The 16931-nt window shown below is 72.2% G+C and carries 18 protein-coding genes; 11 read left to right on the forward strand and 7 right to left on the reverse strand.

Annotated features, from left to right (window positions below; genetic code table 11):
- Positions 1-13 precede the first annotated feature (13 nt).
- Positions 14-397: a hypothetical protein gene (locus ACFWXC_RS26405; RefSeq protein ID WP_384482546.1), complete on the reverse strand. Its 384-nt coding sequence runs from the start codon at positions 395-397 to the stop codon at positions 14-16.
- A 55-nt stretch (positions 398-452) separates the two neighbouring features.
- Here ACFWXC_RS26405 and ACFWXC_RS26410 point away from each other — a divergent pair, with 55 nt between their 5' ends.
- From ACFWXC_RS26410 to ACFWXC_RS26420, 3 genes are all read left to right on the forward strand, one after another.
- Entirely contained in the window at positions 453-1397 is a 945-nt protein-coding gene (locus tag ACFWXC_RS26410) for a MurR/RpiR family transcriptional regulator (protein WP_384482548.1), read from the forward strand.
- 137 nt (positions 1398-1534) lie between these two features.
- Entirely contained in the window at positions 1535-2464 is a 930-nt protein-coding gene (murQ, locus tag ACFWXC_RS26415) for an N-acetylmuramic acid 6-phosphate etherase (protein WP_384482549.1), read from the forward strand.
- Between the two features lie 16 nt (positions 2465-2480).
- The gene (locus ACFWXC_RS26420) at positions 2481-3968 is read left to right on the forward strand and encodes a PTS transporter subunit EIIC (RefSeq protein ID WP_384482551.1); all 1488 of its coding nucleotides are present in this window, start codon (positions 2481-2483) and stop codon (positions 3966-3968) included.
- Here ACFWXC_RS26420 and ACFWXC_RS26425 read toward each other — a convergent pair.
- A complete protein-coding gene (locus tag ACFWXC_RS26425) occupies positions 3916-5481 on the reverse strand; it encodes a subtype B tannase (RefSeq protein ID WP_384482553.1) in 1566 nt (521 codons plus the stop codon). The genes ACFWXC_RS26420 and ACFWXC_RS26425 overlap by 53 nt on opposite strands.
- A gap of 217 nt (positions 5482-5698) precedes the next feature.
- Here ACFWXC_RS26425 and ACFWXC_RS26430 point away from each other — a divergent pair, with 217 nt between their 5' ends.
- Together ACFWXC_RS26430 and ACFWXC_RS26435 are read left to right on the forward strand one after the other, a co-directional pair.
- Positions 5699-6016 (forward strand): trypco2 family protein, encoded by a 318-nt coding sequence (locus tag ACFWXC_RS26430; protein WP_384482555.1) that lies wholly within the window; start codon positions 5699-5701, stop codon positions 6014-6016.
- A 1-nt stretch (position 6017) separates the two neighbouring features.
- Positions 6018-8909: a trypsin-like peptidase domain-containing protein gene (locus ACFWXC_RS26435; protein ID WP_384482556.1), complete on the forward strand. Its 2892-nt coding sequence runs from the start codon at positions 6018-6020 to the stop codon at positions 8907-8909.
- A gap of 6 nt (positions 8910-8915) precedes the next feature.
- Here the strand turns inward: ACFWXC_RS26435 and ACFWXC_RS26440 are convergent, their stop codons facing one another.
- Positions 8916-9308, reverse strand: a complete 393-nt coding sequence (locus ACFWXC_RS26440) for a hypothetical protein (protein WP_384482558.1) — start codon at positions 9306-9308, stop codon at positions 8916-8918.
- 113 nt (positions 9309-9421) lie between these two features.
- Between ACFWXC_RS26440 and ACFWXC_RS26445 the strand changes: the two genes are divergently transcribed.
- Positions 9422-10261, forward strand: a complete 840-nt coding sequence (locus tag ACFWXC_RS26445; RefSeq protein ID WP_384482559.1) for a Scr1 family TA system antitoxin-like transcriptional regulator — start codon at positions 9422-9424, stop codon at positions 10259-10261.
- Positions 10245-10448: a DUF397 domain-containing protein gene (locus tag ACFWXC_RS26450; RefSeq protein WP_384482561.1), complete on the forward strand. Its 204-nt coding sequence runs from the start codon at positions 10245-10247 to the stop codon at positions 10446-10448. The genes ACFWXC_RS26445 and ACFWXC_RS26450 overlap by 17 nt, the downstream gene beginning before the upstream one ends.
- On the opposite strand, the gene ACFWXC_RS26455 is transcribed toward ACFWXC_RS26450, so the two are convergent.
- From ACFWXC_RS26455 to nthB, 3 genes are read right to left on the reverse strand one after another with little or no spacing between them, the layout of a single operon-like run.
- Positions 10438-10770 carry a nitrile hydratase accessory protein gene (locus ACFWXC_RS26455; RefSeq protein WP_384482563.1) on the reverse strand — a complete coding sequence of 111 codons (333 nt, stop codon included), beginning with the start codon at positions 10768-10770 and terminating at the stop codon, positions 10438-10440. The two genes, ACFWXC_RS26450 and ACFWXC_RS26455, sit on opposite strands and share 11 nt — an antisense overlap.
- Entirely contained in the window at positions 10767-11387 is a 621-nt protein-coding gene (gene nthA, locus ACFWXC_RS26460; protein WP_384482565.1) for a nitrile hydratase subunit alpha, read from the reverse strand. Before nthA ends, ACFWXC_RS26455 begins: the two co-directional genes overlap by 4 nt.
- A complete protein-coding gene (nthB, locus tag ACFWXC_RS26465) occupies positions 11384-12055 on the reverse strand; it encodes a nitrile hydratase subunit beta (protein WP_384482567.1) in 672 nt (223 codons plus the stop codon). The genes nthA and nthB overlap by 4 nt, the downstream gene beginning before the upstream one ends.
- Before the next feature lie 205 nt (positions 12056-12260).
- On the opposite strand from nthB, the gene ACFWXC_RS26470 reads away from it, so the two are divergent.
- The 4 genes from ACFWXC_RS26470 to ACFWXC_RS26485 all read left to right on the forward strand — a co-directional run bounded on the left by ACFWXC_RS26470 (position 12261) and on the right by ACFWXC_RS26485 (position 15295).
- Positions 12261-12722, forward strand: coding sequence for a cupin domain-containing protein (locus ACFWXC_RS26470; RefSeq protein ID WP_384482675.1), 462 nt, complete (start codon positions 12261-12263; stop codon positions 12720-12722).
- Between the two features lie 70 nt (positions 12723-12792).
- Entirely contained in the window at positions 12793-13719 is a 927-nt protein-coding gene (locus ACFWXC_RS26475; RefSeq protein ID WP_384482568.1) for an alpha/beta hydrolase, read from the forward strand.
- A 90-nt stretch (positions 13720-13809) separates the two neighbouring features.
- Entirely contained in the window at positions 13810-14673 is an 864-nt protein-coding gene (locus ACFWXC_RS26480; protein ID WP_384482570.1) for a helix-turn-helix domain-containing protein, read from the forward strand.
- 43 nt (positions 14674-14716) lie between these two features.
- Positions 14717-15295 (forward strand): hypothetical protein, encoded by a 579-nt coding sequence (locus ACFWXC_RS26485; protein ID WP_384482572.1) that lies wholly within the window; start codon positions 14717-14719, stop codon positions 15293-15295.
- Between the two features lie 16 nt (positions 15296-15311).
- Here the strand turns inward: ACFWXC_RS26485 and ACFWXC_RS26490 are convergent, their stop codons facing one another.
- A complete protein-coding gene (locus ACFWXC_RS26490) occupies positions 15312-16865 on the reverse strand; it encodes a carboxylesterase/lipase family protein (RefSeq protein ID WP_384482574.1) in 1554 nt (517 codons plus the stop codon).
- Positions 16866-16931: the final 66 nt, after the last annotated feature.

The raw sequence follows: 16931 nt of genomic DNA on the forward strand, positions 1-16931 counted from the left end.
CATGAGCGCACCGTCACGAGGACGCCATCCCGCCCGTCGCCGGGCCCAGGGAGCCGACGGAGGCGACCTTCACGCCCACCTTGTGGCACACCCAGTGCGGGTCGGGGCCGAGCTCCGGCTCGACGTCCAGGGCGTGCGGGTCGCCGGTGCCGCACACCGGGCACAGCGGCCAGCGGCCGTACCGCTCGAGCAGCGCGTCCTGGACGTCCTGGGCGACCAGCCCCGCCACGTACTCCGCCCCGTCCGGCCACTGCTCGACCCACCAGCGCCGCTGTACGACGGAGTCCTCGACCAGTGAGACGACGTCCGCCTCGGCGACCTCGCCCGCGACCAGGTCGGCGAGCACCAGGGCGCGGGCTGCGTGCAGCGCCAGTTCCAGGGGGCTTACGGGGTCCATGGTCCTATTGTGCGCGGTCTTGACCGGGCCCCCGCAACGAAAATATCTTTCAGGGGTGACCGAGAACGTGAAGGAAATTTTCGGCAACAGTCCGGTCGGGACCCCGGCCCCGGGAAACGCACCGCCGGCTCCGGCCGCCCTCGCGGCCAAGGTGCGCACCCTCGCCCCCTCCATGACCCGCTCCATGCAGCGTGTCGCCGAAGCCGTCGCGGGCGACCCCGCCGGCTGCGCGGCCCTCACGGTCACCGGGCTCGCGGAGCGCACCGGCACGAGCGAGGCGACCGTCGTCCGCACCGCCCGGCTGCTCGGTTACCCCGGCTACCGCGATCTGCGGCTCGCCCTCGCCGGGCTCGCCGCACACCAGCAGTCGGGGCGGGCGCCCGCGATCACCACCGACATAGCCGTCGACGATCCGATCGCCGACGTCGTCGCGAAGCTCGCCTACGACGAGCAGCAGACCCTCGCGGACACGGCCGCCGGCCTGGACACCGTCCAGCTGGGGGCCGCGGTGAGCGCGCTCGCCGGGGCCCGGCGGACCGACGTCTACGGCATCGGGGCGTCCGGGCTGGTCGCCCAGGACCTCACGCAGAAGCTGCTGCGGATAGGGCTGATAGCGCATGCGCACAGCGATCCGCATCTGGCGGTCACCAACGCGGTGCAGTTGCGGGCCGGGGATGTGGCCATCGCCATCACGCACTCCGGGTCCACCGGGGATGTCATCGAGCCCTTGCGGGTCGCGTTCGAGCGGGGGGCGACGACTGTTGCCATCACCGGGCGGCCGGATTCCTCGGTGACGCAGTACGCCGACCATGTGCTGACGACCTCGACCTCGCGGGAGAGTGAGCTGCGGCCGGCCGCGATGTCCTCGCGGACCAGTCAGTTGCTGGTGGTGGACTGTCTGTTCGTGGGCGTGGCCCAGCGGACGTACGAGGCGGCGGCTCCGGCGTTGGCGGCGTCTTATGAGGCGTTGGCTCACAGGCACCGGAGTGTGCCGCGTTAGATCGTGGGGGTGCGTGAGGTACGGCGACTGCGGCTGCGTTGTGGCTGGTCGCGCCCACGCGGCGGAGCCGCACATCGATTCAGCCCCGCGCCCCTTGGTTGGTTGACTGAGCGCTAATCAGAAAGAGCCGTGTGTCCATGACCACCGAACACCGCGCCCTCCGCTCCGAGCTGGAGGCGCTCACCACCGAGGCGTTTCGGCCGGAGCTTTCCGAGATCGACACGCTTTCCACCCTCGACATCGCGCGGCTCATGAACGGCGAGGACGCCGGGGTCGCCGGCGCCGTGGCGCTGCGGCTGCCGGAGATCTCCGGGGCCATCGACGCCGTCGCCGCCCGGATGGCCCAGGGCGGGCGGCTCATCTACGCCGGTGCCGGTACCGCCGGGCGGCTCGGGGTGCTCGACGCCTCCGAGTGTCCGCCCACCTTCAACACCGCTCCCGGTCAGGTCGTCGGTGTCATCGCGGGCGGGCCGGAGGCCATGGTCACGTCCGTGGAGGGCGCCGAGGACTCCGCCGAGCTGGCCCGGAAGGATCTCGACGCCCTTGGGGTCGCCGCCACCGACTCCGTCGTCGGTGTCTCGGCCTCCGGCCGCACCCCCTACGCCGTCGGCGCCGTCGAGCACGCCCGCGCCCTCGGCGCCCTGACCGTCGGCCTCTCCTGCAACGCGGGCAGCGCGCTCGCGGCCGCCGCCGAGCACGGCATCGAGGTGGTCGTCGGCCCCGAGCTGCTCACCGGCTCCACCCGCCTGAAGGCCGGCACCGCCCAGAAGCTCGTCCTCAACATGCTGTCGACGATCACGATGATCCGGCTCGGCAAGACCTACGGGAACCTGATGGTCGACGTCCGGGCCTCGAACGAGAAGCTGCGCGCCCGTTCCCGACGGATCGTGGCGCTCGCGACCGGGGCCGGGGACGAGGAGATCGAGCAGGCGCTCACCGCCACCGGCGGCGAGGTGAAGAACGCCGTCCTGGTGATCCTGGCCGGTGTCGACGGGCCCACCGCCGCCCGCCTTCTGGAGGAGTCCGGCGGCCATCTGCGCGCCGCGCTCGCCACGGCGGCCGGCTGACCCGCACGCTCGGGGTGTGCAGAGATCGCCGTACGACACCGCCGCCGCCCTGCTGCCCCTCGTCGGCGGCCCCGCGAACATCACCTCCGTCGCCCACTGCATGACCCGGCTGCGGCTGGGGCTGAGCGATCCCTCGCTGGTGGAGCGGGAGGCGGTGCGGGCGGTGCCGGGGGTGCTGGGGGTGGTGGCCGACGGGGACAGCCTCCAGGTGGTGATCGGGCCGGGGGCGGTGGTGACGGTGACCGCCGAGTTCCAGCGATTGCTGACGGCGGAGGAAGCGGCAGCGGCCGAGCAGCCCGCCGCCCAAGGCGCCGGACAGCCCGCCACCCCCGGAGCCGAGCAGCTCGCCGTCCCCGGAGCCGAGCAGCTCGCCGCCCGCGGGGCCGAGTTGCGCGCCGCGCGCGTCCGGCGCAACGCGACCCCCCTCAAGACCGTCCTGCGCCGCATCGCCGACGTCTTCGTGCCGCTCATCCCCGCCCTGATCGGCTGCGGGGTGCTGGCCGGTCTCAACGGGCTCCTCGTCAACGCCGGCCTGCTGCCCTCGCTCACCCCCGCCCTCGCCGCCATCGCCTCCGGCTTCATGGCCCTGATCAGCATCTTCGTCGGATACAACACGGCGAAGGTGTTCGGCGGGACGCCCATCCTCGGCGGTGCGGTCGCGGCGATCGTCGTCTATCCGGGCGTCGCGAAGGTGACCGCCTTCGGCGTGGCCCTCGCGCCGGGGCAGGGCGGGGTGCTGGGCGCGCTGGCCGCCGCCCTGCTCGCCGTCCACGTCGAGCGGTGGTGCCGGGGCCGCGTCCCCGACGCCCTCGACGTCCTCCTCACCCCCACCGTCACCGTCCTCGTCGCCGGCCTGGCCACCCTGTACGGCCTGATGTACGCCGCCGGTGTCGTCTCCTCCGCCATCGGCACCGCCGCGAACTGGCTCCTCGCCACGACCGGCCCCCTCGCCGGACTGATCCTCGGCGGCCTCTTCCTCCCCCTCGTGATGCTGGGCCTCCACCAGGCCCTGATCCCGATCCACACCACCCTCATCCAGCAGCAGGGCTACACCGTCCTGCTCCCCCTCCTGGCCATGGCCGGCGCCGGACAGGTGGGTGCCGCGCTGGCCGTGTACGCCCGCCTCCGGCACGACACCTCACTGCGTACGACCATCAAGTCCGCCCTCCCGGCCGGCCTGCTGGGCGTCGGCGAACCCCTGATCTACGGCGTCTCCCTCCCCCTCGGCCGCCCCTTCCTCACCGCCTGCGCGGGCGGCGCGGCGGGCGGGGCCTTCGTCGGCTTCTTCGCCGTACTGGGCGACCGCGTCGGGGCCACCGCCATCGGCCCCTCGGGCTGGGCCCTGTTCCCCCTGCTGACGGGGAACAGGGGCCCGGCCCTGGCGGCGGCGGTCTACGCGGGCGGCCTGCTGACCGGCTACGCCGTCGGCTTCCTGGCCACCTACGTGAGTTTCAGCGCCGACGGCTCGCGGGCCGGTGACCCGACACCTGCGCGATCCACGTGATGAAGTCCCCGGGGTCGTTGTCGGCGCCGTGCCCGGCGTCCCAGTAGTACGTGATGTCCACGTCGTCGCCGAGGTTCCTCAGCCGGGCGGCGAGGTGGGCCGCGACGGTCAGCGAGGTGTCGCTGTCCTTCGTGCCGAGCCGGATCCACCAGTGCCTGGCCCTGTTCGGGTTCACCTGCTCCACCAGGTGGAACATCGGGTTCATCTGGTGCAGCCGCTCGGGGATGTCGCTGTCGAGGCGGGCGCCGGCGCCCTCCGCGTGCCGCAGGCTGTAGAGGGTGAAGTGGCGGGCGGCGGTGGTGCCGGTGCCGAACTCGTTGCACTCGGGCGTCGACAGGTCGAAGGCGTCGAACGACGGCGCGCCCTTCTTCCGGGCACCGACATGGGCGAGGAAGTCCGCCCAGGAGAAGGTGGCGTTCGTGCCGTCCCAGCTGATGAACGTGTTCGCGGCCAGGTAGGTGGCGCGGTCCGCGTCCGACAGGGCGGCGAGGTAGCTGGTGGCGGACGGCTCCAGGTGGGTCTTCACCAGGTACTCGTCCAGGTTGCGGTCGGTCAGCCGCCCGAACCCGGGTGCGGCGAGCCGCAGTGAGGCCAGATAGCCGGTGAACTCCGCCTTCAGGTCGGCGGAGATCGTCGCGTCCACGGTCGAGCCGTCGCCGAGCGGGTTGCCGCCCCAGCACCACTCGTACGACGCGTCGGCGTGCTCCAGGTCGGTGATCGGGCACCAGTCACCGCTCGCGAAGACCGCGTCGCTCGCGTCGGCCGCGCCCAGCGCCGCCAGGTCCCTGGCGTAGAGCGGGCTGTCGCCGGAGGCACCGAGCAGCGCGGAGAGCGCGCCACCGGCACTCGTACCGGACGAGACGATCCGCTCCACGTTCCCCGGTATCCGCCCCCGGTTGAACTTCACGTACCGCACGGCCGCCTTGAGGTCGACGATCGCGGCGGGCGCGGTGCCGTAGTACACACCGGACGAGTCGACGAGGGTACGGCCGCGGGCGCCCGGCTCGACCACCACATACCCGGCGAGCAGCGCCAGCAGCGTCCGGTTCGGCCCGCTGTTGCCGCCCCCGGGACCGCCGGGTCCGCCCGGCCCGCCCGGTCCCCCGGGACCGCCCGCGCCCCCACCGGCCCCGATACCGGTGGCACTCGCGACCGAGGAGGGCATGTAACCGCCCACCGAGTTGGCGAACAGGATCGGTGCGCCGGTGGCGTCGACGGCCGTCCCGTCGACCGCCACCGGAACGCTGACGTTGAGCCCCTGGTATGTGACGTCGACCGGCGCGGCCACGTAACTGCTGACCTTGTAGAAGTGGTACGTCACCTCGTGGGCGGTGCCCTCGGTGTCGGTGATGCTGGTGGTCAGCTCGGTGTAGGTGCTCGGGTCGAAGACCAGGGAGGCGTCCGTGCTCCCCGCCCGGGTCGCCGCCTGCGCGACCCCGGAACCGACCCCGACCCCGACCGCCGGAACCGCGGCGGCCGCGGTGAGCCCCACGACCACAGTTCTGCGCTTCACTCGCTTCACTTCCGTCTCTTCTCTGGGCGGCTCGTGCGGGCATGAGTGCAGCAGCGGTTTCTGAAGACTCCCTGTGAAGTCGATGAGTTGCCGCCAAAATTGTCAACAATGCCTGGTCGGGCGACGGCCGGGACACAGAAGTTGGCCAGTTTCAGCGGTCCCTGACACTGTGAGGGCACACTTCCGGGTACGAGGCGTGCATTCAGGGGGAGTTGCCATGGCGACGATCGGGTTGGCCGCAGCCATCGAGGAGTTGCGGCAGGAACTGTACGAGGCCCAGGACCGAGGCACGCACGAACAGTTCGCCTTCGAGATCCAGGAAGCCCAGCTGGAGTTGCTGCTGGAACTGCGCGACGACGTCAAGGGCGAAGGGAAGCTCCAGTTCGGGGTGGCCTCGGCGGGCGCGGGCGCCGGACACTCGTCGGCCCGGTCGCACAAGCTGACCCTGAAGCTCCGGGTCAGGGACCGGGCGACGGGCGGCGGCAGCCCCGAGATCGGCGGGCCGCAGTCCGGCTCCTGGGACGACGAGGGCTGAGGTGGACCGCCGACGGCTCGCCCTGGTCAGGGGCGGAGAGGACACGGGGTTCCGCCGCATCGGCAGCGGGTACCTGATCGCACCGCGCCTGGTACTGACCGCCCGGCACGTCGTCGAGGAGAACCCGGGAGCCGCCTGGCGGCGCATCGACGTACGCGTGGGGCACCCCCAGGACGAGACACGGCGCTGCGCGGCACAGGTCTGCTGGACCCACCCCGACGGCCGCGACGTCGCCCTGCTCCTGCTCGACGAGTCCGTCGAGGCACCGGGCGCGGTGCGCTGGGGCCGCCCGGTCGGCAACGGCCCCCTCCCCTACGACGCGCTCGGCTTCCCGGCCGCGACGACGAGCAACGGGCAGTACGGCGTCGAGCACCTGCGGGGAGAGCTGCCCGTGCTGGGCGGGGGCAGCGGCGAACAGGACCGGTACGTCCTCGACCAGGGCCCCGCACCGGAAGCGGATTCCAGGAACGGCGGCAGGGCCTGGTCCGGTGCCTCCGGCAGCGCGGTCTTCTGCGGGGACCATCTCGTCGGGGTCGTCATCCATGACGACGAGGCGTTCCGGAACCGCCGGCTGCACGCGTGTCCGGCCCGGTCGTTCGTGGACGACCCCGGCTTCGCCGACGTACTGGAGCGCCACGGCGACGGCCGTCCCCGGCTGAGCCGGGTCGGCACGGACCTGGAACCCTATCTGCGTGCCGCCCGGCTCGCCGCCACCCAGCACCCGTACCCCGGGGTCATGCCCGGCACCATGCCGCCGCTGTCCCACATCTACGTGCGCCAGCAGGTCGTGAGCCGGAACTCGCCCGCCGAGGAGAGCGCCGGGAACGCCGGACTCATGGCGAGCGGCCTGCTCCCCGCCGCCCCGCCACAGCCGGCCGACGAGGTCCTGACCGGTGACGGGGTCTGTCTGGTCGTCGGAGGACCGGGCGGCGGCAAGTCCAGCCTGCTGCGCACCCGCCTCACCCACGGCGCCGCACAGTGGCTCGACGGCACCGCCGACCCGGGCCCCGCGCCAGTCCTGGTGCCGGCCGCCGCCCTGGTCGGCGCTCCCCTCAGCAGAGCCCTCGCCGACACCGTCAACGCCCAGCTCCGGCAGTACGGCCTCACCTCTCCCCTCCCCGACACCTTCTTCGAAGACCGTCCGGCCCCGGGCCACGGCTGGCTGGTGCTGGTCGACGGCCTCGACGAGATCACGAGCGTCTCCGGCCGGGAGGACGTTCTCAGGACCGTGGCCCACGCCGGCGACCAGTACGCGTTCGTCGTGGCCACCCGCCCCGTGCGCGAAACCGAACAGCGCATCCTCGGCCCGCAGGTCCCGTGCTACGAGCTGGAACCGTTCCGCGCCGACGAGCTGCAACGCGTGGCGGCCGGCTGGTTCCGGGCCCTTGATGTCGCCGAACCCGAGCAGACCGCACAGGAGTTCCTCAACACGCTCCACGCGATGGGGCTGATCGACCTCGCCCGGGTCCCGCTCATGATGTCCATGCTCTGTCAGCTCCGCGCCAAAGCCCCCACAGAGCCACCCCCTCGCGGGCGCGGCGACCTCTACCGCAGGTTCGTGGACCTGCTGCACGAGCGCCAGTACGCCGCCGGTGCCGTGGAACAGGCCCGGGCCGCCCTGCGGCAGTACGGCTCCGACGCCGAGGCCGGGGCGGAACGGACCGTCCAGAACCTCCGGCCGATCCTCGCCGACCTGGCCCACGAGCTGCTCTTCGCCGGCGAACACGAAGGCCGGGCCGTCCTGGACGCCGTACAGGACCATGAATGCGCCGAACGTCCGGCGGCGGTGCCGGAAACACGCTGGCGGGAGTTCCTGGAGTCGGTTCTGTGCGGCACCGGGCTGCTGATCCGGCGCTCGGACGACCTGGTCTTCACCCACCAGACCTTCCTGGAGTACTTCGCCGCTCGCCATGCCACCGACGAGGAGGAGAGACTCCAGGTCGTCTTCCGGGAGATCTTCTTCCGTCGGGCCCCGGCTCGCCGACGGTTCAGAAGAGACTGGACGCCGCCCGAGTACGACCCGTTCGGCGGCTTCCTCCTCGACCTCACGCCTGACGGCCACCCGCTCAAGGCCGAGTTCCTGACCTTGATGAACTCGGGGCGTGCGAGCGCCCGCGGTCCCCAGTTCCTGATCAATCAGGCGCAGTCGGGAACCTGGCTGTCCGAGGACGTGCTCAAGGACTCCGTGAAGCTGCTCCGCCGACTCAGCCGCGACCGGTCGCTGACCGCGTTCAACCGCTTTCGCGTGGCCGTGACGCTGAGCACCGTCGACACGACGGCCAGCATGGAAGCCTCCCGTGATCTCGCCCAGGACCCCAAGGCGGACGACTACGTACGCGCGCTCGCGGTACGCCTGTACACCGGATTCGCCCCGACGGAACCCGCCGGATTCCTCGTCGACCTCGCCCCGGACACGCCAGGCGATGCCAAACCGTCGCACCAGCTGAAAGCGGCGCTGGCCCTGACCGAGAGCGATCCGGCGACCGCCGTCCGGCGACTGCACGCCGTCGCCCGCGACGGCAGTGTGCCGCCTGAGGAGCGGGCGCGGGCAGTGGTCGTGCTGAGGACGCTCGACAAGCGGCCCGGACTGGCGGAACTACTGCGCGACCTCGCCGACGACACCACCTTGGACATCGGCCGACGCCTCACAGTGGGATGGCTGCTGCACGACGCCGACCACGACACAGCCACCGCACTGCACGAGAAGGTCGCCCGGGATTCCGCGACGAGGGCCGCCCAGCGCCTGGAGGCCGCGGAGTCGCTCTCATGGATCGACCCGCAGCGAGCGCGGATCGTCCTCGGTGAACTCCTCGACGACACCACGATCGGACGCAGACACCGTCGCCAGGCCGCGGAGCTGCTCGCCAAGACACACGACTCGCAACCGGACTGACCGCCCTCAACAGCGCATCCCCCGCGCCCTGTTGGCCCACCGCACCTGCTCCCGCAGCACCTCGTCCGGCGGCGTGAGCTCCAGCGACTCCGCCGGACAGTCCCACTCCCGCCCGCCGGCCACGGGCCGCAGCTGCACCTTGCCGCCGACGTGCCCCATCACCTCGCCGATCCGACCGTCCCGTACGTCCGTCACACACGTCCCGACGGGCGGCCGTTCACCGCGCACCACCGAGGCCAGCCGCTCCGCCACCCGGACGTTGCAGCGCCCCAGCTCGACCAGGGCGAAGGGCTCGTCACTCGCCCCGGTCACCGGATCTACGCACAACGACGGCAGCACGACCCCGGCGCCCTTCAAGGCCATCCGCAACGACTCCACGACTTCTTCGGTCGGCCGCACCTTTCCCACCTCCACGCTGAGTTCGCCATTCGCAACACAGCGTGTCCGTCACGGCTCTAGCCTGGCTAGATAAGACATCCCAACAACCTCGTCCGTGGAACAGGGAGTTGCCCATGGCGGCACCGAAGGACCTGGACCCGTCGTCGTCACCGCGAGCGCTGCTGGGCGCCGAGTTACGGCATGCGCGCGAGCGAAAGGGGCTGAGCCAAGCGGAGTTGGGCCAAAGGCTGTTCGTGAGCGGGTCGTTCATCGGGCAGTTGGAGGCGGGGACGCGGCGGATGCAGCCGGAGTACGCGCGGATGCTGGACGAGGTCCTGGAGACGGGGGGCTTCTTCATGCGGAACTGCGGCGCGGCGGCCAAGTCGAAGTATCAGCACCACTACGCGGACGTAGTGGAGGCGGAGGCTCTGGCAACGACGATCAGACATTACGCTCCGCTACTGATCCCCGGACTGCTCCAGACGCCTGCCTATGCGCGGGCCGTCGACCAGGTGTGGGCTGCGATGACGCCGGAGGAGACGATCAAGGAGTGGGTGGAAGGCCGTTTGGAACGGGCCCGTCTGCTCGATCACCCAACAAAGCCCGTGTTGTGGGCGGTGCTTGACGAGGCGGCGCTGCGCCGGAAAGTCGGTGGCCCGGCGGTGATGGCGGAGGCCCTACGCCATGTCGCCGGTCTGGCCCGCCGGAACCGGATCATCATGCAGGTGGTGCCTTTCAACGCGGGCGCACACACGGCGATGCAGGGCGCTCTGAAGCTGATGGAGTTCGAGGACGCCCCTCCGCTGGCCTACATGGAAGGACTGAGCACCGGACGGCTGGAGGACGACCCCGCCACCGTCACCCGACTGAGGTTCGTCTACGACCTCCTCGTGGCCTCAGCGCTCTCGCAGGAGAAGTCCCTGGTGCTCATCGAGGCGTTGGCAGAGGATTACGCCCATGAGGAACATCCCTGACCCGAGCCTGGGCACGGCCGTATGGATCAAGTCGAGCTACAGCGGCGGCGACGAAAACTGCCTCGAAATCACCCACACCCACCCCACCCTCATCCCCGTCCGAGACTCCAAAACCGCCCCCCACGGCCCGAGGCTCGCGTTCCGGCCGGAGGCCTGGTCGGCCTTCGTGAACGGCGTCAAGCAGTAACCCCGTGGTCATGGCCCGACGGGCGCCGGGCCAGGGCCTGGGCGCGTGCGGTGATCTCGGCCCTGGACACCGCGTCCACGCCGACCAGTACGTCTTCCAGCGCGGCCAGCCACAACCGGTAGTAGCGGTACGGCTCGTCGCGCGGCGCCGCCGCGATCCTGGCGATCAGCGCGGCCTGGAACTGCGGCCAGCTGAACGCGCCCGCCTCGTACAGGCTGACCGCCATGCCGAACGCCCGGCTCTCCCACGGCTCGGCGAAGACCAGTTCGCCGTTGGAGCGCGGTGGCGCGGCCGGGCCCTCGGCCTCCAGCGGCGCGGTCACGGTGCCGCCACCTTGGCCACGCCGACCATCGCGTCCCGGGACACCAGGGGCACGAGTTCCTCCTCGGAGAGGTGCTCGGTGCCCGCCGGGCGTTCGGGCAGGACCAGCCAGCGGACCTCGCTGGTGGAGTCGTGGACGGTGATCCGCACGTCGTCGTCCAGGTCGAGGCCCATCTCGGCCAGCACCCGACGCGGCTCCTTCACCACGCGGGCGCGGTAGGCGGGGTCCTTGTACCAGCCGGGCGGCAGGCCGAGCACCGGCCACGGGTAGCACGAGCAGAGCGTGCAGACGACGACGTGATGGGTGGTCGGGGTGTTCTCCACGACGACGATGTGCTCGCCCTGCGGCCCTGAGAAGCCGAGTTCCTTGATGGCCGCGGTGCCGTCGTCCAGAAGCCGACGCCTGTACTCCGGGTCGGTCCAGGCCTTGGCGACGACCTTCGCGCCGTTGAGCGGGCCGACGTTGGTCTCGTACTCGGTGATGATCCCGTTCATCACCTTCGGGTCGATCAGGCCCCGCTCGGTGAGCAGTTGCTCCAGCGCCTCGGTGCGCAGGGCCGGGGGCAGGCGCTCCTCCGATCCGGCCTCTGATCCGGCCTCTGGTCCGGCGGTGGTCATGCGGCGGCCTCCAGATAGCTCTCGTACATCTCCACGGTGATCGCGAAGGGTTCGGCGTCGGCGCCCCACAGTTCGCGGGAGTCGAACCGCACCGAGTAGACGTACTGCGGGTTCTCGCCCCGGAAGTGGGCGTTGGTGTCCGGGAGCACGGACGCGGGCCGCACGGCCTGGACGACGCCGGTACGGCCGCGGGCGTAGCGCGGCAGCCGGGTGTGCCCGGGGACCGACGTGGCCCGGGCCCGGACGCGGTGACCGGCGGCGAAGGCGGGCGCGGTGTCCAGGGAGCGCAGGGAGCCGGGGGCGGTCGGGGCGTAGTCGGGCCGGGCGGGCTCGGGGACCGGCGGCTCGGGCACGTGTTCGCCGCGCAGGTTGCGGGCGCGGGCGTCGATGGCGCCGGGCGCCAGGATCGAGCTGTCGGCGAGCATCAGCTCCCCGCCGTTGAGCCAGCGGCCGTAGTAGCCGTCGTCGAAGTAGGCGGCCCGGTCCAGGCGCTCCAGGGCGTGCCGGAAGGCGTCCGTGTTGACACCGCCGGACGCGACACGGCCGGAGAGGATCGCGAGGGCGAAGGCCCGGCGCTGCCAGGGCTGCGCGAAGACCGGTTCGTCAGGGGGCGGGGGGTGCACGGGGCCCCATCCCGGTGTGCCGCCCAGATCAGCAAGACCGTCCATGACAGAGCTCCCCATATGGCCGCATAACGGACCATGCATCTGAATCGTATGCGAAAGGCCGGCCGGAGGCCCTGCCGGTGATGCCGCCGGTGGTACTGCTGGTCCCACCCGGGCATCTGGCGGCGGCCGGTTCCGGAAGAGGATCATCGGCGCGGGATGGTCACCCCACACCGGTCACCCACACCGAACGGACATCGCCGTGAGCATGATGTACCTCGCCCAGCCCGAGCAGCAGCAGAAGCTCGAATGGCTCGACGGCGGACAGTTCGCCGTCCTCCTGGACAGCGCGGCCACCGACGGGCAGCTGACCGTGGGCCGGTTCAGCGTCGCCAGGGGAGAGGCGCCGCCGTACCACATGCACACCCGCGAGGACGAGATCTTCATGCTGATCAAGGGCACCGCGCTGGTGTGGTCGGACGACCAGGAGCTGGAGCTGTCGGAGGGCGGGATCGTCTACCTGCCCAAGAACGTCCCGCACGGCTACCGGATCACCTCCGACACCGCCGACCTGCTGATGATCTGCACTCCGGGCGGCATCGAGGGCATGTTCCGGCACGCGGGGCGCGACATGTCGACCGCCCGGCCGGAGGGGTTCGAGATATCCAAGGACCTGATGGCCGAGGCCGCCGACCAGTACGGCCAGATCATCGTCGGCCCGCCGCGCTGAGCGTCGGCACCGTCGGCTCCTCCACCTCCACCTCCGTCTCTGTCTCCGCCCCGCTACGAAAGGCACAGCCATGTCCGGGCAGCAACGCCGCGACCTCGACGAGATGCTCCGGCACGCCCCGCTCGACGTCGGAGGCGACGTGGCGGAAGCGCGCGCGGTCTTCCACGGGATGATGACCTCGATGCCGCTGCCTCCCGACGTCACGACCACCCCCGGCCGGCTCGGCGGCGTCCCCGTCGTCACGGTCGAGACGCCCGGCGGCGATCCGTCCGACGTGGTGCTGTACTTCCACGGCGGCGCCTACGCCATCGGCTCCGCCGCCGACGCGGCGGGTCTGGCCGCCGACGTGTCCCGGCGGGTCGGCGCCCGTGCCGTCTGCGTCGACTACCGGCTGGCGCCCGAGAACCCGTTCCCCGCGGCCGTCGAGGACGCGGTGGCCGCGTACCGCGCGCTGCTCGACCAGGGCGTCCCCGCGGCCCGGACCGCCTTCGTCGGCGAGTCCGCCGGCGGCGGCCTGGCCGTCGCCACGCTGGTCGCCCTCAAGGAGGCGGGACTGCCCCAGCCGTCGTCGGCCGCGGTGTTCTCGCCCTGGGCCGACCTCACGGTGTCCGGCGCCGGCGCGACCGGCAAGGCCGCTCTGGACCCGGCGCTCACCCCGCAGGCCCTGCGCACCCGGGCCCGCGACTACCTCGGTACGACGCCCGGCACCGAACCGCTGGTCAGCCCGGTCTTCGCCGACCTGACGGGGCTGCCGCCGCTGCTCGTCCAGGTGGGCTCGCACGAGATCCTGCTGGACGACGCCGTACGGCTGGCCGCCCGCGCCGCCGCCGACGACGTCCGCGTCGACCTCCAGGTCTGGCCCCAAGTCCCGCACGTCTTCCAGTCGTTCGCGGTCATGCTGGACGAGGCCGACGAGGCGCTGGAGTCTGCCGCCGCCTTCACCCGGGCCCACTGGGCGGCCGCCCGGACCTCCGCCGAGGCCGCGCTCAGCTCCTGACCGCCGCCACAAGCAGGCCTTTACCCAGATGTGGCACAAGAGTTCCCCTGCGCGCAGATCATCCGAACAATTGCGAACGATGATGCCCGCATGGCAACGACGAACAACTTCGGCATCGCCCTGCGCGGCTGGCGGGAGCGCCGTTCACCCCTGACGGGCGAGCTGCAATCCGGCGCGGACCGGCGCATCCCGGGTCTGCGCCGCGAGGAACTCGCCCGGCTGTCCGGGCTGTCCGTCGACTACGTGGTGCGGCTCGAACAGGGCCGCGCCCGCAACCCCTCGGCCCAGGTCGTCGGCGCCCTGTCCCGGGCCCTGCGCCTGGACGCCGAGGAGCGCGACCACCTGTTCCGGTGCGCCAGGCTCACCCCGCCCGCCGCCGGCGACGTGCCGCGGCAGGTGCCGCCGAGGGTCCACCGGCTCGTCCGGCAGCTGGGCGACGCACCGGTCGCGGTCTACGCCGCCGACTGGACGCTGCTCAGCTGGAACCGGATGTGGACCGCCGTCATAGGGGACCCCCGTACCTACGGCTGGGACCAGGGCAGTCTCGTCGCCGGGATGTTCCGCTCCCCCGGCGGCCACCGGGTCGACGCCATCGCCGCCTGGCCGGTCCGGTCCTGGGCCGGCGACGAGGCCGAGGAGGAGTCCCTGGTGGCCGACCTGCGGGTCACGGCGGTGGCCCACCCCGACGACGCCCGGCTCTCCCTGCTCGTCGACCGGCTCCTGGGCACCAGCCCCCGCTTCGCCCGGCTGTGGTCCAACGGCACCGCGGGCCTCCACACCGGCGACCGCAAGACCGTCGAACACCCCCTGGTCGGCGACCTCACCCTCGACCTCGACGTCCTCACGGTCCCCGGCTCCGACCTCCGCATCGTCGTCTACGCCCCTGCCATCGAAACGGACACCCCCGAAAGACTGGACGGCCTGCGCACGGCCGGACACCGGTACGCCGACTGAGCTCCCCGGTGTGTTGTCAGCGCCGTGTGCCACGCTGGAGCGTATGAACCACTCCCAGCTGACCGCCCTGGGTCGTGCCCTTCGTCTGCTCGGCGAGCACGGGGAGGCGCTGACCGCCAGTACGCCCGACGCCAAGCTGCACGAGGTCAAGAACGACCTCCGGCGCGCTCTCGACCTGCTGGAGGAGAGCGTCAGCGCGGCCGCGCCCACCACCCGGTGTGCCGAGCATCCGCAGGGGCCCGTGGACGAGAGCGCCCCGGATCTGTGTCTGCTGTGCGAGACGCGGCGGCGGGCCGCCCGGCGGTCGGAGTTCGCGGGCGGACCCCGGCCGGTGCAGGGCGACACGGCCGCGGGGCCCTCGATGTCCCGGTACGGGGTGCGGGCCGACCGGCCGCAGGCCCAGCAGCGGTGGCTGCCGGAGGCGTGGAACGGCCGGGAGTGGGAGCTGTGCGGCACCCCCCGCCGCGACCGGCGCGAGGCCGAGCTGTACATCAATGCCCAGCGCCGCGGGTCCCGGCCGGCCATGGCCTACCGGCTCGTCCACGAGTTCACCGACTACGAGGTGCTCCGGGTCTGGGGCACCCCGGTCCACATGGACATCGAGCCCCTCGGCAACCTCTGAGCCCCGGTCCCGCCGGTCAGCCGAGCAGCGGGGAGGGCGTGAACTCGTGCCCCTCCCAGAGCTTTCGGCTGCGCTCCTCCGGGTACGACGTCACCGCCGGTGTGGTGTCCAGTACCTGGGTGAGGCGGTCCTGGACGTCGAACTCCGCCCAGCCCGGGTCTCCCGTCCTCGCGAACGCCGTCCATGCCCTGCGGAAGCGGGCGGAGAGGTCCCTGGCCTCGGGGGTGACGTCCGTGCCCGCGAAGAGGAGGTTGGCGAGGTCCGCCTCGAACGTGCCGAACAGCAGCGGGATGTCCAGGCCGTGGCAGGCGCCCAGCAGCCCGCCGTTGCCCGGGGCGCCCCAGGTCAGTTCGTACAGGTGGGCCCGGCCGCCGGCCGCGGTCTGCGCCTCCGCCAGGCGCAGTGACGGTATGCCGAAGAGCCAGTCGGTCTGCACCCGTTCGTACAGCTCGTCCGGCGATGCCTCGGGGAAGGCCTCGCGGTAGGCCTGCACCCCCGCCTCGCCGCCCGGTGCGAACAGACGCAGGGCGCCGGTCGCCTGCTCCTCCGTGATCTTGCCGTACATCCCGCCCATCACCAGGAAGAGGCGGTACTCGTCGCGGTTGTGGCCGACCAGGAGGTCCACGTCCCGGGCGGCACCGGAGGCCAGCGCCTGCCAGGGGGTGGTGGGCAGCACCTCGCCGTCGACCACCGGGGAGAACGGTGTCACCGTCGGCGCGATCTGCCCCCAACGGCCCATGTACTGGGGCATCTTGACGCCCAGCGACTGGCCCACGTCCGTCAGCCGGCGCGGGTCGGTCGTCGCCAGGTCGGCCAGCGTGGGGCGCAGGCCGGCCTCCGCCGCGAGGGCCTGGGCGATGTCCGCGGCCAACTCGGTGGAGAAGAAGGTGCCCGGCACGCTCTGGGCGATCGCCCGCCGGAACAGGCCCCGTGCGCTGGGCATCGCCAGCAGCGCGGCCACCGACCCGCCGCCCGCCGACTCCCCGAAGACCGTGACCTGGTCGGGGTCGCCGCCGAAGGCCGCGATGTTCTCCCGCACCCACTCCAGCGCCGCCACCTGGTCCAGCAGGCCCCGGTTGGCGGGCGCCCCCTCGATCTGGACGAAACCCTCCATGCCGACGCGGTAGTTGAGGGAGACCACGACCACGTCGCCGTCACGTGCGATGTGCTGGGCGTCGTAGCCGGGGCTGCCGGAGTGGCCCAGCTTGTAGGCGCCGCCGTAGATCCACACCATCACCGGGCGGCGGGCGGCCAGGTCGGGGTCGGGTGTCCAGACGTTCACCGTCAGCCAGTCGTCGCCCTCGGGTGCCTCCAGGACACCCGTGCGCCCCTGGACGCCCAGGTCCTGCGGGGGCGGCGGGCCGAAGGCGTACGCCTCGCGCGTCCCGTCCCACGCGCGTGCCGGGCGGGGCGCCGCGAACCTGGCCTCTCCCACCGGGGGCTCGGCGAACGGTATGCCCCGGAAGACCGCCAGCCCGTCCTCCCGCAACCCGCGCACGGCACCCGCCGCGGTACGTACGACCGGTCCCTCGGCGGCGTGGGTCGGCTCAGGAGACTGACTTGTCGTCATGCTCGCTCGCTTTCGGTGGGGGCGCTGCCGTCGTCACGGCCGGTCACTCGTGGAACGTCCGGCACT

This window comes from Streptomyces sp. NPDC058683 (genome assembly GCF_042716195.1).
Lineage (GTDB): Bacteria > Actinomycetota > Actinomycetes > Streptomycetales > Streptomycetaceae > Streptomyces.